Origin of the sequence: Psychromicrobium silvestre, assembly GCF_013408295.1 — a bacterium.
GTDB lineage: Bacteria > Actinomycetota > Actinomycetes > Actinomycetales > Micrococcaceae > Renibacterium > Renibacterium silvestre.
Genome location: NZ_JACBYQ010000001.1, coordinates 144,098 through 158,884, shown reverse-complemented (window position 1 = coordinate 158,884; position 14,787 = coordinate 144,098). Strand labels below are relative to the sequence as shown.

At 60.2% G+C, this 14,787-nt stretch carries 20 protein-coding genes; 6 read left to right on the top strand and 14 right to left on the bottom strand.

The features are described 5' to 3' along the window. Positions 1-121: 121 nt before the first annotated feature. Positions 122-961, top strand: a complete 840-nt coding sequence (locus FHU41_RS00795; protein WP_343046208.1) for a ParA family protein — start codon at positions 122-124, stop codon at positions 959-961. 56 nt (positions 962-1,017) lie between these two features. On the opposite strand, the gene FHU41_RS00790 is transcribed toward FHU41_RS00795, so the two are convergent. From FHU41_RS00790 to gcvH, 5 genes are all read right to left on the bottom strand, one after another. Continuing rightward, positions 1,018-1,611 carry a MerR family transcriptional regulator gene (locus FHU41_RS00790; protein ID WP_179387775.1) on the bottom strand — a complete coding sequence of 198 codons (594 nt, stop codon included), beginning with the start codon at positions 1,609-1,611 and terminating at the stop codon, positions 1,018-1,020. Between the two features lie 255 nt (positions 1,612-1,866). Beyond that, positions 1,867-2,358, bottom strand: coding sequence for a bifunctional nuclease family protein (locus FHU41_RS00785; RefSeq protein WP_179387774.1), 492 nt, complete (start codon positions 2,356-2,358; stop codon positions 1,867-1,869). Positions 2,359-2,379: 21 nt separating this feature from the next. After that, complete coding sequence (gene ftsR / locus FHU41_RS00780; RefSeq protein WP_179387773.1) at positions 2,380-3,132, bottom strand: transcriptional regulator FtsR; 753 nt, start codon at positions 3,130-3,132, stop codon at positions 2,380-2,382. A 9-nt stretch (positions 3,133-3,141) separates the two neighbouring features. Next, on the bottom strand, positions 3,142-3,606 hold the full coding sequence (locus FHU41_RS00775; protein WP_179387772.1) for an FHA domain-containing protein: 465 nt from the start codon (positions 3,604-3,606) through the stop codon (positions 3,142-3,144). A 79-nt stretch (positions 3,607-3,685) separates the two neighbouring features. Then, positions 3,686-4,072 carry a glycine cleavage system protein GcvH gene (gcvH, locus tag FHU41_RS00770; RefSeq protein ID WP_179387771.1) on the bottom strand — a complete coding sequence of 129 codons (387 nt, stop codon included), beginning with the start codon at positions 4,070-4,072 and terminating at the stop codon, positions 3,686-3,688. A 144-nt stretch (positions 4,073-4,216) separates the two neighbouring features. Here gcvH and FHU41_RS00765 point away from each other — a divergent pair, with 144 nt between their 5' ends. Beyond that, a complete protein-coding gene (locus FHU41_RS00765; protein WP_179387770.1) occupies positions 4,217-4,705 on the top strand; it encodes an SRPBCC domain-containing protein in 489 nt (162 codons plus the stop codon). 10 nt (positions 4,706-4,715) lie between these two features. Here the strand turns inward: FHU41_RS00765 and FHU41_RS00760 are convergent, their stop codons facing one another. Further along, positions 4,716-5,795, bottom strand: a complete 1,080-nt coding sequence (locus tag FHU41_RS00760) for a lipocalin-like domain-containing protein (RefSeq protein WP_179387769.1) — start codon at positions 5,793-5,795, stop codon at positions 4,716-4,718. An 88-nt stretch (positions 5,796-5,883) separates the two neighbouring features. Here FHU41_RS00760 and FHU41_RS00755 point away from each other — a divergent pair, with 88 nt between their 5' ends. Next, positions 5,884-6,507, top strand: a complete 624-nt coding sequence (locus tag FHU41_RS00755; protein ID WP_179387768.1) for a TetR/AcrR family transcriptional regulator — start codon at positions 5,884-5,886, stop codon at positions 6,505-6,507. Between the two features lie 9 nt (positions 6,508-6,516). On the opposite strand, the gene FHU41_RS00750 is transcribed toward FHU41_RS00755, so the two are convergent. From FHU41_RS00750 to FHU41_RS15240, 3 genes are all read right to left on the bottom strand, one after another. After that, on the bottom strand, positions 6,517-6,876 hold the full coding sequence (locus FHU41_RS00750; RefSeq protein WP_179387767.1) for an MFS transporter: 360 nt from the start codon (positions 6,874-6,876) through the stop codon (positions 6,517-6,519). Positions 6,877-7,086: 210 nt separating this feature from the next. Further along, entirely contained in the window at positions 7,087-7,422 is a 336-nt protein-coding gene (locus FHU41_RS15455; protein ID WP_425503273.1) for an alpha/beta hydrolase fold domain-containing protein, read from the bottom strand. 123 nt (positions 7,423-7,545) lie between these two features. Beyond that, on the bottom strand, positions 7,546-7,674 hold the full coding sequence (locus FHU41_RS15240; RefSeq protein ID WP_281360501.1) for a hypothetical protein: 129 nt from the start codon (positions 7,672-7,674) through the stop codon (positions 7,546-7,548). A 151-nt stretch (positions 7,675-7,825) separates the two neighbouring features. Here FHU41_RS15240 and FHU41_RS00740 point away from each other — a divergent pair, with 151 nt between their 5' ends. Next, entirely contained in the window at positions 7,826-8,842 is a 1,017-nt protein-coding gene (locus tag FHU41_RS00740; protein ID WP_179387765.1) for a LacI family DNA-binding transcriptional regulator, read from the top strand. Positions 8,843-8,906: 64 nt separating this feature from the next. On the opposite strand, the gene FHU41_RS00735 is transcribed toward FHU41_RS00740, so the two are convergent. Continuing rightward, complete coding sequence (locus tag FHU41_RS00735) at positions 8,907-9,599, bottom strand: LysM peptidoglycan-binding domain-containing protein (protein ID WP_179387764.1); 693 nt, start codon at positions 9,597-9,599, stop codon at positions 8,907-8,909. A 312-nt stretch (positions 9,600-9,911) separates the two neighbouring features. Here FHU41_RS00735 and FHU41_RS00730 point away from each other — a divergent pair, with 312 nt between their 5' ends. Next, a complete protein-coding gene (locus tag FHU41_RS00730) occupies positions 9,912-10,772 on the top strand; it encodes an alpha/beta fold hydrolase (RefSeq protein ID WP_179387763.1) in 861 nt (286 codons plus the stop codon). Between the two features lie 19 nt (positions 10,773-10,791). On the opposite strand, the gene FHU41_RS00725 is transcribed toward FHU41_RS00730, so the two are convergent. From FHU41_RS00725 to FHU41_RS00710, 4 genes are read right to left on the bottom strand one after another with little or no spacing between them, the layout of a single operon-like run. Beyond that, positions 10,792-11,346, bottom strand: coding sequence for a YbaK/EbsC family protein (locus FHU41_RS00725; RefSeq protein ID WP_179387762.1), 555 nt, complete (start codon positions 11,344-11,346; stop codon positions 10,792-10,794). Positions 11,347-11,363: 17 nt separating this feature from the next. Beyond that, positions 11,364-12,296 (bottom strand): ribokinase, encoded by a 933-nt coding sequence (locus FHU41_RS00720; RefSeq protein WP_179387761.1) that lies wholly within the window; start codon positions 12,294-12,296, stop codon positions 11,364-11,366. Continuing rightward, positions 12,293-13,093 carry a putative protein N(5)-glutamine methyltransferase gene (locus FHU41_RS00715; protein WP_179387760.1) on the bottom strand — a complete coding sequence of 267 codons (801 nt, stop codon included), beginning with the start codon at positions 13,091-13,093 and terminating at the stop codon, positions 12,293-12,295. The genes FHU41_RS00720 and FHU41_RS00715 overlap by 4 nt, the downstream gene beginning before the upstream one ends. 11 nt (positions 13,094-13,104) lie before the next feature. Continuing rightward, on the bottom strand, positions 13,105-14,022 hold the full coding sequence (locus FHU41_RS00710) for a sigma-70 family RNA polymerase sigma factor (RefSeq protein WP_179387759.1): 918 nt from the start codon (positions 14,020-14,022) through the stop codon (positions 13,105-13,107). A gap of 74 nt (positions 14,023-14,096) precedes the next feature. Between FHU41_RS00710 and FHU41_RS00705 the strand changes: the two genes are divergently transcribed. Continuing rightward, positions 14,097-14,735: an NAD(P)-dependent oxidoreductase gene (locus tag FHU41_RS00705; RefSeq protein ID WP_179387758.1), complete on the top strand. Its 639-nt coding sequence runs from the start codon at positions 14,097-14,099 to the stop codon at positions 14,733-14,735. The last annotated feature ends 52 nt before the right edge of the window (positions 14,736-14,787 follow it).

The window sequence follows — 14,787 nt, the reverse complement described above, 5'->3', positions numbered from 1 at the left end:
AGGCGCTCAACATATGATGAGAAGAGGCTGCGCGAAGATTCCACAGTATTCTATGTGGAGCTTTGGTGTTCTCCGACACATAGGGCGCAGTGTGAAGTTGATTTCAATGACAGGATCTCGAGTGCAGGTAGTCAGTATTAGCTCTCTCAAGGGCGGCGTCGGCAAAACCTCGGTAACCCTTGGGCTGGCCTCGGCAGCTCTTGCAGCGGGAATCCCTACCCTGGTGATCGATCTTGATCCGCACGCCGATGCCACCACCGGTCTGAGCGTCGCACCCGGCGCCCAACAGGACATCGGTCAGTTGCTGCGGAATCCGCGACGCGCCGATTTAGCTGCCCAGGTGGTGCCAAGCGGCTGGGTTGCTCAGGCAGCAATCCGCGGCGGCGAGGGGCCCCGAATACTCGACGTCGCCGTCGGCTCAGCCTACGCAGGCATCTACGACCGCCCGGATCTGGGTCGGCGAGATCTACGCAGGCTCTCCACCGTTTTGGCTGGGCTGGGGCGTCAGGAGCGCACAATTAGCTCCAAGCCGCCCTATCAGCTGGTGCTGATCGACTGCCCGCCCTCGCTCAACGGTTTGACCCGGATAGCCTGGACCGCCTCTAACCGGGTGCTTTTGGTGGCCGAGCCGGGCCTTTTCTCGGTGGCCGGTACCGAGCGCACCCTAAGGGCCATCGATTTGTTCCGTAATGAGTTTGCGCCCGGGCTGTCTGCGGCAGGCATTGTGGCCAATCGGGTTCGCCAGTCTTCCGCCGAGCACAGCTACCGGCTCAATGAGATGTCCACCATGTTTGGCTCGCTTTTGCTCAATCCCACGATTGCCGAGCAATCCAATTGGCAACAGATCCAGGGCGCTGCCCGGGCGATCCATCACTGGCCTGGAGAGAGCGCCAAAACGGCGGCCTCGGGCTTTGACGAGTTGCTGCAGAAGGTTCTCGACGGCGGTCAGCGGCAGCGCTAAGAGCGCTCGCTGATTGGAGTTGGCTGGCTTCGAAGGCCAGCCGTCATCGGAGTGAGTTAGGAGATCTTTCGCGCCGCGCGGCGCTTGCTCAGCTCATCATCCGGGAAGGACTGATCCTCAGCATGCTCGCTGGGCAGTTCGGAGAGACTTCCTTCGATTTCCCGCCAGACCTTGCCTACGGCGATGCCGAAAACACCCTGTCCACCTTGGACCAGGTCAATAACTTCATCGGCCGAGGTGCATTCATAGACAGAGGCACCATCACTCATCAGGGTGATCTGCGCCAGATCATCCACTCCGCGCTCGCGCAGGTGATCAACGGCTGCCCGGATCTGCTGCAGGGATACCCCGGTATCGAGCAAACGTTTGACGACTTTGAGCACCAGGATGTCACGGAAGCCATAGAGCCGCTGTGAGCCTGAACCGGCCGCATTTCGCACGGTTGGCTCGACCAGGCCGGTGCGCGCCCAGTAGTCGAGTTGCCGGTAGGTGATGCCTGCGGCTTTGCAGGCGGTAGGCCCACGGTAGCCTGCGTCCTCATCCAGGAGAGGTAAATCCTCGGTGAAAAGCAACCCCTGTGCGCCAGCCGGTATGGCTGTGCTGGGATTGGCGGCGTGTTTCAGCTCGCCAGCCTCGCCTTTCGGACTCATCGGACCCTCCATTGTTCAAGCTTCATTGTTAAAGCTCTGATCAAGTTCCCGCGGAAGGCATATCCGGGTCTCGTGGTCACTGTGATGAAAGCTCATCGGTGTAACTCTCACTCCAGTGTGACGAAACAATCGCGGACATGCAATGGGAACTGTCTTATTCGACGTTAGAACCGCAAGAGTGATTGGTCAAAGACATGCGAGAAAATCTTGGGGCGTGTCGAAAGTTTAAGCCTCAGCTTTAACTTGAACCCAGCTCTAATTCGCGAAGTCTTCGGGGTCAACATCATCCAAAAAAGCCCGGAATCGCTGCACTTCTTGCTCCGCCTCTTCCGGGTCCGGCGCATCCTCGTCGGCATCACTGATCAGCACACCCGCCTCGTCCAGCACGGCCTCTGCACACCAGATGGTGCATTTGACGCGCTGCGCCAGGGCAAGCGCGTCGGAAGCCCGGGAATCCACCGTAGTGCCGTCGTCGAGCACGATCTTAGCGAAGAACACCGCATCTTCCACCGCAGAAATGGTGACATGGGAGATACTCCGGCCCAGCGCAGTAATCACGTCGCAGAGCAAATCGTGGGTCAGCGGTCGAGGCGGCTTCATGCCCTGCTGAGAAATAGCGATCGCGGAGGCTTCCGGGGTGCCTATCCAGATTGGAAGATGCCGCTCACCGGCAACCTCCTTGAGTAGCACCAGCGGCTGGCTGGAGGGCATCTCGATCCGAACGCCGACAAGTTCCAGTTCAATCATTGGACTCCCTCGCTATCCGGCTCAGCTGTCCATCCTGGCGATATGCCCCTGCACTAGAGCTGAATGCAGGGAGAGGCAGAGTTCGCTGATTTCCCGTGCCGCCTCTGCCGCCCGGGCTTGAGAAGCACCGTCACGACGGGAGACGAGCGGGCCTACGGCCCGCTCCACCAAACCGAATTCGCGCTCGGCAGCGGCCTGGAAGGGCCTCAGGTGGCGCGGTTCCAAACCGTGTGCGGAAAGCGCAGTACAGGCCTTGGCCACGCGAAGTGCATGGTCATCGAAAAGCCCACCAGAACCCTCGATCAAACCATAACTAACCAAAGCATTGATCAACTCGGCGCTGGCGCCGGATTCACTACGCAATTGATCTGCGCTGAGCTTACGGACTCGTCCGGTCAGCTCGGCGCTCAGTTCTTGATTGACCATCCGAGGAGCAATGGAGGCGCTCACTCCGGGCGGCACGTTCTCCGGACCCTCACCGCGATCGATGGCATCCAGGTAGTCCCTAATCACCTTTAGCGGCAAATAGTGGTCCCGCTGCAGTGCCAGCACGAAGCGCAGCCGTTCAATATCCGAATCCGTGAACTGTCGGTACCCGGCGGGGGTCCGCTGCGGGGTGACTAATCCTTTTTCTTCGTAAAACCGAATCTTCGATGCCGTCACCGAGGGGAAATCCTCGCTCAGCTGAGCCAGCACCTCACCAATGTTGAAAATGACCGGCCGCGGGGTGCGGTTCCGGACGGGGCCGAAATTCCTTGCGCTTTGCAGATTCATTGACACTTCTTACGCAGCGGAGCTTGCGTAGTAGGTCAAGCGGAATTTGCCAATTTGCACCTCATTGCCGCTGCGCAAAAGTAAGGAGTCCACCCGATCACCATTAACATAGGTGCCATTCAAGCTACCGGCATCCACCACCCGGAAACCGTTGCCTTCACGCCGGAACTCAACATGCCGACGGGAAACAGTGACATCGTCGAGGAAAACATCGGCATCAGGATGACGACCGGCCAAGGTGACATCCGAATCGAGCAGGAACCGCGCCCCCTGGTTCGGACCGGAGTGGGCAATCAGCAGAGCGGAACCCTGAGGCAAAGCCTCCACCGCGGAAAGCTCTTCAGCGCTGAGATTCGGCGGGATCGCCTGCTCCACGGCGCGAGCGGGAAAATGGATCGAGGTGGTCTCCGAGGCGGTGGGCACGGAGCCCTCTTCCGGCGTCGTATCCACGGCGTCGTCCTCATTGCCAACCATGTCGCTTCTCCCCGTTCAATTCATCAGACCGACTAAAACAAAACTAAAAATAAAACCGCCAACTCCGGCGGCTATTGGACTAGCCTACCTGTTGTTCGTACTCCGATGCACTGAGCAAGCTGTGATAGGAGGAAGCATCCTCCAGTTTGATCTCAACCAGCCAGCCATCTCCATAGGGATCTGTATTAATCAAGGCCGGATCGCCGTCGAGCCCCTCATTGCGGGCGACCACTTCACCGCTGAGCGGGGCAAAGATATCGCTCACGCTCTTTGTCGATTCCACCTCGCCGATGACCTCATTAGCGGTCACCTTGCTGCCCGCTTCGGGAACCTGAACATAGACCACATCGCCCAGGGCATCCTGGGCAAAATCAGTGATGCCCACCCGGATGACACCTTCGTCGCTGGGGGCCGAAACCCACTCGTGCTCGGCGGTGTAGGAAAAGTCGGCAGGAACGTTGCTCATCGGGGGCCTCTCTGGAGATTTCCTGGATCATTCTCGATCCAACGGTATGCTGCATCCAGTCAACAGCGAGCCGGGCGATCAAGCAAGTGCGAGGCTCTAGAATTCATTCAACAGAAGAATGAGACAAGCTATTCAGGAGGAAAGATGGCTCAGATGACCGGACACCGGGAAACCGAAAACGGCGCAGACTGGATGGTCCTTGAGCGCCAGCTATCGGGCGATCTCGCGGCAAGCTGGCGAGTCGTGACCGATTCAGCCTCGCTAGATCGGTTCATCGGCCGTTGGGAAGGCGATCCGGCGAGCGGCCAGGTAGACTTCTACATGACTGCCGAAGGCTCCACCGACGCCAATACCTACCGCGTGCTCGAATGCACTCCACAGCAGCGTTACGTAGTGGAGTCCGAATATATGGGCATGGTGTGGCAATTGGCGATTAGCCTGCGGACTGCCGAGAACGGCACCACCCTGCGATTCGCGCAGCGTTATGAGCCGGATATGGATGCGGCGAGCATCGGCCCAGGCTGGGAATATTACCTGGACCGATTAGTGGCCGCCGAAGCCGGAGAGGACGTCAATTCCGTGCTCTGGGACGACTACTACCCGGCGCTTTCCGAGGACTACCGCGCGATCTAAGACAAGCGATCTAACGGGCGTGACCGAAGTACATTAATTCCCAGATCGCCTCGTCCTGGTACTCCTCGATCAGCTCTGAATCGCGGAAGTGTTTGATCGATAGCTCGCCGGAAAAGCGCAAATAGGCGCCGTCAAAGCGGGCCAGTTTGGCCAGAACGCGCTTGGGGCCGTGTACATCATCAATCATCTTGCTGCGGCTCAGATCGTTCTTCCTAGTGAAGGTCACCTGGTAGCGATCCGCACCGTCGTCGTAGCTATAGCGGGTGATATTTGCCACCGGCTTCGCTGTCACATCATCGATCCGGATGTCTTCGGTCTCGAAACGGACTAGCTTCGAATCATCCGCAATGATTGTGCCGTCCTGCGCCAGCATGAAGATCGGGATGGCCTCGTAGCCGAATTTCTCGTGGGCGGTGATGTAGGAGGCAATCACCGAGTACGGCCCGGCCTGGCCCCGCGCCCAGTACCAGTCGTGGATCACGCTGGGCAGTCCAACATTGCCCCAGTTGTGATCGTGGTAGCCGACGCCGGTCACCTCGGCGCGCTGCCCGGCCACCGTGAAGCTTCCGGTCACCTTTCCCTGCGGAACGGAGGGTAGCCAGGCAAAGAGCTTCTCCTCCCCCGGCCCGAAATACATGTGTCCGGTTTTGGGGCGCCAGGAAGGGACTTCGGCCTGCAGGGTGAAATCGACGCTGACTTCCTCAATCTCCGCAACAATCCGGTAGCTGCGCAGATCACCGATCAGCGAATTGTCGCCGAACCGCACCTCGGCATGGTCCTTTGCCGCGCTGAACTCGCTCGCTTCGAACTTTGCCACCTTCTCGAAACTGCGACCGTCTGGGAGGTCCAGGTTGAGCATCAAGGTTGGGTCCAGCGGCTTATCCGCCTCTGAGATCATCTTGTTCAGGAAGCTCACCACCACCTTTGAGCCGTCACTGAGATGCGCATCGAAGTACCACCACTCGTAAGTACCGGCACTATTATCGGTGCGAGCACCATCCTCCCAGGGTTCAATCCGGTCCTTAGCGATTCCCAGTCGGAGGTAATCCGCATCTTCTCCTGCGGTCCTTGCCAATGCTTGTTGTTCCATTTCCATGCTCCCAACTTGACGCCTGTCAGATTTAATAAAATCAGCATGCTACGATATCAGACAGGTGTCAAGTTAGCTAGGAGAAGAGATGTCACAGCGAGGATCAGGGCGCCCCACTCCCGATAACGCGGTGCTCGAGGAGCGGGAAATCTTGGACCGGGGTCTGTCAGCCTTCTCGGAACTCGGCTACGACGGGACCACTGTGCGCCAACTAGCCACCCGGCTAGGGGTCAGCCACAATTTCATCAATGACCGCTACGGCTCCAAGCTGGCGTTCTGGAAAGCCGTCGTCGGGAACGCGCAGAACGAGCTCTGGACGGAGGTGCAACAAAGCCTCGAACAGGCCACAGGCAGTCCCGAGAACCGGCTGGCCGAGGTAGTCCGGTCTTTTCTGCTCGCGGCCGCCCGACACCCCGAGACTTCAAGAATCGCCCATGACGAAGCGAGCCGAGATTCGGAGCGGCTGCGTTTCTTAATCCAAAGCTATGCCCGGCCGTTCCAGGAGGTTCTCTCCCCGCTACTAACCGAGGCCGCCGCGGGCGGGCGGGTGGCAGAACTCCCCATCGGCGTGATGATGTTCGCCGTCAGTGCAATGACCTCATTCACCGCCCAAGCCCCGCTGCTGACTCTACTAGCGGACGGACCACCCCTGAGCATTGAAGCCTGGGCGGAGATGTTGGCCGAGATTCTGATCAACGGCTTACTCCGTTAATCCCCCTCGTTAGCGAACTTTTTTAATGGGCAGCACGCAGAGCGCACCCAGTACCGCCATCACCACGGCCGCAACAAAAAGCGCCCGATAGTTACTGCCACCTCCGCCAATGGCTAGCAAAGGTACCGAAATCACCGGAACCAGGATCTGCGCCAAGAGATAGGACAGTGCGACCACGCCGAGATACTTACCGGATTCGGTGCCCTTGGGCAGCACCTCGGTCATCATCGCCACCTCCGCCGAGATAAACGCGCCCTGAGCCATCCCAGCAATCGCGATGCCGACCAGGAACTGCGGCATCTCGCTGGCGCTGATGGCCACCACTAGGCCGACGGCGGTCAGCAAGGTTGAGCTCCAAGATTCCGACAATAATGGCGAGCACCTGGTTCTTGGTGTCCGGAACTAGCTCATTGAGCCGCAGCTGCACGCTTACCCCACCCGCGCCGAGCGTCGCCAGGCTGGCGGCAACCTGAGAGGTCTTGAACCAGCAGGGTGAGGCATCGCGATGTAACCTGTCCTCCGGCTCCGGCAGGTAGTGTTCAATCACTCTCCGCAGCCCGGCCTCTGTGGCTGCCGGATCTATGCCAGGTTCGGCCAACATGCTAAAGTCCAGATGCCCTCGGGATAGGTCGGATGATGGCACCTCCAGGATCTGCGCGGTAGGGGGTCTTGGCTCGATCTTGGTTGATCAGGGTGGTAACGGCAGCCAAATTTGCCCCCCCCCCCCCCCGAGGAGGCTCCGGCCACCACGATTCGATCCGCGCGAGCTCCTAGCTGTTCGGCGTTGCGATGCACCCAGTCCAGGGCTGCATAGCCTTGCTCTGCTGCGGCGAGCCAGGGATGTTCCGGGGGCGTCAAAACCACCTTGCCGAAGGCTCCACCAAAGAAGCTGAGCACCAGTAGCAGCTCAGCCATAGCCGGGTTCCGCGGATCATAGCCCGGCGGATAGTGCAGCCGCAGTGGAACGTCAGGATGGCCCGCCACTGCCACGGCCACCTCGCGAACCGGCACCTCGGGATCGTCGATGCTGAGAAGTTTTCAGGATTTTTCCTCGAATTCCTGGAAATTGCGTCGGTAGAGCAGCCTATCTTCGTTTTGTTCAACCTCGGCCAGTCCTCGGGAAGCAAGCAGCTGCGCAGCCTGCGCAACGGTGTGATCCAACCGCATCTCATATCCCTTTCCGCAGTGCCTCGTGTTGTTCCAGGACGGGAGTACCAAGATGCTTCCGTAGCTCCTCGGCGGCTACCTGATAGCGATGTCAAGCATTGCGCTGACGCTCTTACCGGAACGGGCTAGGGCGATTGCTAGAGTTACCTTCATGCCCAGAGCAGCAGACACCACCATTCACGCCGTTGCGGAGCGGGTGGGAGTAAGCATCTCCACGGTGTCGCTGGCTTTCAACCATCCCCAACGGGTCAATGAAGCCACCCGACAGCGAATCCTGGATGCTGCTGGAGAACTCGGATACCAGCCAGCCCGGACGCCGAGCGCGCGAGCCAAAAAGGGGGTTTCCCGGATCGCTACTTTCGCCCCCTTCAGCAGCTACGAATCGTACCGGCGCCGATTAATGGGCATCTTGGAGGCCTGCTCCGCTCGCGGTATCGAGGTCAGCGTCTTTGATCACGAGGCCGTGGTCAGCTCCGCCTCTCCGCTTCTGGATTCCCTCCCCCTACGCGGAGATATCGATGGAATCATCGTGATGGGGCTTCCTTTCTCCCCCAGCGGCGCGGAACGCATCCTGAAGTGGGGTGCACCCGTGGTGACGGTTGACCTATTACAGGATTTCTTCAGCCAGGTGTTGGTAGATGACGAGCACGGCGGTTATCTGGCCGGGCGGCACTTGATCGAAAGAGGGCACCGGAGGATTGGCTTCCTGCACGAGCGCCAGCGCTCCTCAAGCTATATCTCTGCCGGAATGCTCCGCCGGGACGGCGTTGCCCGAGCCCTCGACGAAGTTGGCGGCAACGATGCGGGATATGTCCTGATCGACTGCGAAATCCCGGACGGAAAGGTTGAGTCGGCACAGAAAGGACTCGCCGGATTCCTCTCCGGCCCCAAGGCTCCGACCGCATTTTTCGGTAACCATGATGATCTAGCTGCGGGCGTTCTCGCCGGCCTGCGTGAACTGGACGCGAAAGCAGCGGAAGGGATTGCGGTTTTGGGGTATGACGACGGCCCGCTGGCCGACGCTCTGCAACTCAGTACCGTACGCCAGCCCTTCGAGGAATCCGGAAGGGTCGCAGCTAAGCTGCTTTTCGATCTCATCGAGAGTCCCGGTTCAGCCCGGCAGACAATTTCGCTTACCCCCGAGCTGGTTATTCGTTCCAGCAGTTGAGCGGATACTGAAATGGCCGGGCGATCGGGATTACCCCGACCACCCGGCCATTTGTAGCTCTGACTTAGGCAGGCAGGTTGAGTACCTGTCCCGGGAAAATCAGATTGGCATTGGAGATGGCCGAAGCATTGGCGTCAGCCAACAGCTCCCAGCCACCGGAAATGTTAAGCGACTTGGCAATCGCGCTCAGGGTGTCCCCGGCTTTAACCGTGTAGGTCTTGCCAGAGAGCTTTACGGTGCCAACGTGGCTCGACTGCTGAACTTGCTGCGGGGCAGCCTGAACAGCTGCTTGCTGCGGAACAGCTTGCTGAACCGGAGTGGTGGTAGCAGCCTGCGTAGTGGCCTGCTGGGCAGGAGCCTGCTGGACCTGAGTTTGCTGGACCGGCGTGCTGCTTTGAGTGGTGGCACCGGAGGTACCGCTCAGCCCCAAGGAAGCCGAGCAAGCCGGCCAGGCACCCCAACCCTGCGTGCTCAGCACGTTCTCCGCCACCGCGATCTGCTGAGCGCGGCTGGCGTTCTGAGCGCTACCCGTGCCGCCATTTGCGGCCCAGGTGCTCTGGGTGAACTGCAAGCCACCGTAGTAACCGTTGCCGGTGTTAATAGCCCAGTTCCCCCCGGATTCGCACTGCGCCAGTGCGTCCCAAGTTCCACTGTCGGCCGCCTGAGCCGAGGTGGAGCTGATCGCTAAGCCTGCACCGGCAATCGCGGCTACCGCCAGAACGCGTCCAGCGGTACGAGTGATTTTCGTGTTCAACATAGTGATTCAAGTCGGTTGCCTGCGATATTCGGGATCAACCCGGAAACCACGCCGCCCACCCTTCCTTATCGATGACATTTCGTAACAATCGCTCCCTGGCGGCAAAGGCGAGAAACGACGGAACAGTCCGGGCTAGGCCCAAGACTTTCCAGCGACGCTACGCAGATTAAGCAAATATCACAAATTGATAACGGTCAGAACGGGGCTTGGAGTCGATACTGTGCGGCAGAAAATCCCCGCCAACGCTGGGATCCGGGCTAAAAACTATGAAAACTCTGAGATTTCCCGATTTTGGCTGGATAGACTCCATCGATGGCCATCTCATCGCGTTCCACGGAGTTCATCGAGGCCGACGACGGTTGCCGGATCGCGGTACGCAGTTTCGGCGAGCGCACCGAGCTACCGGCCCTGGTTCTGATTCATGGCGGACCGGGAATGTGGGACTACTTTGAAGACCTGGCGCTGGATCTGGCTCGGCACACTCGGGTCTACAGCTACGACCAACGTGGCTGCGGCCAGTCCGAGCAGCTAAGGCCGTACACGATGGCTCGTTTCGATGCCGATCTGGAGGCTCTGCGCCGCTGGGCGGGAGAGCCGAAGATCGCCGTCGTTGGCCATTCTTTTGGCGCCTATTTGGCGCTAGCCTATGCCGCCCAACACCCCGAATCCACCGCGGCCTTGTGCTATTTGAGCGGGCTGGGTCCGGGCGACTGGCGCGGTATATTCCGGAGCAACCTGCGGTCAAAAAATAGCGCCCAAGATCAGCAGGAACTCGATGGCCTTTCCGTTCTAGCCCAGCGCAGCAAGTCGGAGGAGATCCGTTACCGCGCTCTGAGCTGGGCCACCGACTATGCGGATCTGCAGTTCGGGCGACGGCTTGCCCACAGGGATGCTGCAGAATTGCGGGCGCTGAATTACGAACTTCATCGGGAAATCTGGGATGAGTGTCGCGGCTGGGAGGAGTCTTTCCTGCTTGAATTGGCTCGATCCCTGCGAGTTCCGGCGTCCTTCATCCACGGAGCGGAAGATCCGCGCCCCTTTCAGAATGTTCAAAAGCTTGCGGAGCAGGCTCCGGGGGCGGAATTTGTCCTATTACCCGGGGTGGCACACATGCCCTGGCGGGAAGATCTGGCCGCCACTAGTTCGGCCATAATGAATAGCCTGCCCCGATAGGCTGCGTTCCCTAAAGCAATTACACCGGAAGTAGCTGCCCCAAACCCTCGATAATCTCGGCATGCTCAAGCGCCGCAATGGCGCTCCCGGGCAAAATCAGCTTGGACTTGCGGATTCCCGAGCCGATGAGCGCCAGCGGCAGGCCCACCACATCGGCATCCACCAGCAGCGGCCACTCAGCAGGCAAGCCGATCGGGGTAATGCCGCCAAATTCCATCTCGCTGAGCTCTACAGCACGCTCACGGGGCAAGAAGGACGCCTTGCGCACATCGAGCCGTTTCCGCACTACGCCGTTGATATCCGCCCGTTTAGTGGCAGGAACCAGGCAGGCAGCAATGCGTTCTGCGCCTTCGCGTTTGCCGGAGACGATAACGCAGTTGACCAGCATCTCGGGATCGAGTTGAAAGGCTTCCATGGTGGCCGCGGTATCGGAGATTTCGGGATCGATTTCTACCACGCCCACCTCCCCGGCAGCCGCAAAATTGTGCAAAAAGGCTGCGGTCCGCGTTGCCAGCAGATCTTGTTGCTCCAGCGCCGGTGTGGTCTGGAGAGTCCCTAGTTGATAATGGCCCATCGGATCATTCTGCCTCACTAGGATTGTCGATGCCCAAGAAAGTCTTCAATCTCTTGACGTCCGGGAATGGATGGCACCGCACCCGCCCGCTGTACCGAGATTGCCGCCGCAGCACTAGCGAAACGCGCCGCACTCTCCAGCTCAAGATCGTTGGCACCGGCCTCCCGTTGCGCTTCCAGCGCAGCAACCAATGCGCCGCAGAAGGTGTCTCCGGCTCCCGTAGTGTCCACCGCCGTTACCTCAAAGGCAGGAACGGTCCGCACAGATTTGCCTCGTTCGGCCACCAACGCCCCCGCCGCCCCCAGGGTGATAATCACCGCAGGCACCAGCTCAAGCAAAAGTTCGGCCGCTACCGTCGCCTCGGTGGCCTGGAGGCCGGTATCGGCGAGCAGCCGAAACGCTTCGTGTTCGTTAACAATTAAGAGGTCGACGGCGGCCAACAACTCGGCTTCCAGCTCCCGGATTGGTGCTGCATTCAGTACCACAAGAGCGCCTGCGGCGTGGGCGACGGCGGCGGCTCGGCCGACGGTTTCCACCGGCACTTCCAGCTGCATCAGCAAAATTCCGGCTTCTTCGATGATTCCGAGCTCCGTCTCGGTGAGCTCGGCGAGCAAGGAATTAGCTCCCGAATCCACCACGATGCTGTTCTCCCCGGAATCCGCCACCGTGATCAGGGCGGTGCCAGTGGGTTCCGTAACCCGGCGAGCGCTGACTCTCACGCCATCACTCTCGAGCCCGTCCAGCAACATCGCCCCGGCCTCGTCCTGACCCACCGAGACGATGAAACTGGCGGCAGCTCCTGCCCTCACGGCTGCGGTGGCCTGATTATTGCCCTTGCCGCCGGGGTGGCTAGCCCGGCTAGCTGCCAGTACGGTCTCCCCCGGCCCCGGAATGTTCTGCACCCGGTACACCAGATCTAAATTAGCGCTGCCCAGCACCACGATGCTCATTGCCGTTGCCCTGCTTTCTTTCCGATGACCACGGTGGCGTAGAACTCCTCGGATTCAAGGATCTGCGGTTTCAGCCCTCGGGCCGCGAAGATTTCGGCTGTCTGCGGTGCCTGTCGTTCACTGGTCTCAATCAGCAGATGCCCCTCGGGGGCCAGCCAGCGCGAAGCCTCGGCAGCGATCCGGCGCTGTACCTGTAAACCGTCCGTGCCGCCGTCGAGCGCTGCCCTGGCTTCATACAATCGAGCCTCTGGGGGCATCAACGCGATCTCCTCGGTGGGCACATAGGGTGCATTGACCGCGATCACGTTGATCCTGCCGGCCAGTGAGTCCGGCAGCGGGGCGAAAAGATCGCCTTCGAAAACCCGGGTAACCGTTCCGTTTCCCGGATCGCTCAGGTTACGCCTGGCGCATCCCACCGCTTCGGGGTCGATATCGGCCGCGTACAACTCCACCCCGGGCAAAGCGGCAGCAACGGCGGCCGCCACTGCCCCGGCACCGCAGCACAGATCAAGCAGCACGGCAGTTTCAGCTCGCTGCGCCAATTCAATCGCCTGAGCCGCCAAGAACTCGGTTCGGCGACGAGGCACAAACACCCCTGGAGTGACGGCGATCCGCAGTCCGCAGAATTCTGCCCAGCCCAGCAAATACTCCAGCGGAAAGCCCTCAGCCCGGCGTCTCACCAGTTCCTCCAGCTCGGCTAGGTCCTGGCTGGTGGAGAGCAGCAAGTCGGCTTCCTCCTCGGCAAAAACGCAACCTGCCGCACGCAATCTATCGGTGATCTGGGCATGAGAAAGCATCAACAGGAACTCTACTCGCGCTGTGGCAACTCTAGTTGGCTCAGTCGCAGTGGATCGGCCAGGATGTCTATCGCCTGAACCTTGCCATCGGCCACCGTAAAGCCCGTCACGGAAAACAATTTGCCTTCGACGACGGTAGCCATTCCGGCCGCACCGTTGACCAAAGCTGGCCGAGCAAACGGCGCGAATTTGGAGAAGGTGAGTGCCTGAGCTGCCACCTGGGCGGCACCCCGCACCCGCTTGGATTGCTTATTGCGGGGGCCATAGTCCACCCGAAGCACAATGTCCGGATCCAGTACGGATACTAGAGCTTCAAGATCTCCGCTGCGCGAAGCCGCTTGGAAAGCCTTGACCACCTGTTGCTGCCGGGACAAATCCGGGTCCGGAGTATTTGCGGTGCTCTGCACCTTGCGACGGGCCCGGCTGGCCAGTTGGCGGGCGGCCGCCGGAGTCTTGTCCACAATGTCTGCGATTTCCTCGAAAGGAAGCGCGAAAACGTCGTGTAGCACAAAGGCTAGCCGTTCGGCGGGCGGCAGGGTCTCCAGCACCACCAGGAGCGCCAGTCCAACCGAGTCGGCCAGCAGCGCCTGATGCTCCGGATTGCTCTTTTCCTCAAACTCCAGGATCGGATCCGGCACATGCACCCCGCTGTAGCCTTCCGGCTCCTCCCCTGCCTCCCAGGGTTGTTCCCGCCGTGAAGAACGGCTGCGGAGAAAATCCAGGCAAATCCGTCCGAGCACCGTGGTCAACCAGCCGTCAAGGTTGTCGATCTGTTCCGCCTGCTCGGAGCCGCTGGTACGGGACAGCCGCAGCCAAGCCTCCTGAACGGCGTCGTCCGCTTCACTGAGCGATCCGAGCATCCGGTAGGCGAGCGCCCGGAGCCGCGGCCTGGCCTGTTCGAACTGCCCAGCCAAGAGATTCTGATTCATCTGTCACATTCCTTCGCTCTTATCCGTCATTGTAGTGACGGAGCAATTCGAGGAAATGTGACAAGGAGTCAACGATGGAACTGACAATATTTGGGGCAAGCGGCAGGATCGGCCAGCAGTTGGTTTCCCAGGCTCTGGCGGCCGGGCATCAGGTGACCGCGGTGGTTCGCCAGCCCGGGGACTTTCCGCTGACCGGCGCGGGTTTGCAGGTCTTTGGCTCCCCGGTGCGCGACGACGTCGAGAACCTTCGGCGCGCAGTGGCCGGGCGGCAGGCGGTGCTTTCCGGTTTAGGGCCGCGCAGCCGCAAGGACGCCGGGATTACCACCCCACTCACCCGGGCCATAGTGCAAGCGATGGAGGCGGAGAGCGTTAAGCGGCTATTAGTGGTCAGCGCGGCACCGCTGGGGCCGACGCCGGTAGATGAACCGTTCTGGCTAGCCAAGATCGCCACCCCACTGATTAGCGCAATCCTAAAGGGGAACTATGACGATTTGCGGGCAATGGAGGCGGAACTGGCCAGCAGCAACTTGGACTGGACCTCGGTACGACCGCCCAGGCTGCTGGATAAGCCCCTGCGGGGTAACTACCGAAGCGCGATCGACGGCAATCCGCGTGCGGCTAGCAGCATCGGCCGAGCCGATGTGGCCGCTGCCATGCTGTCCATGATTGACGATCCAGCCACTTTCCGGCACCCGGTGGGAGTGGCTTATTAGGGCTTCTCCAGGCTCCAACGTTTGCCCTCACTCATCGCTTCACGTTGCCAAG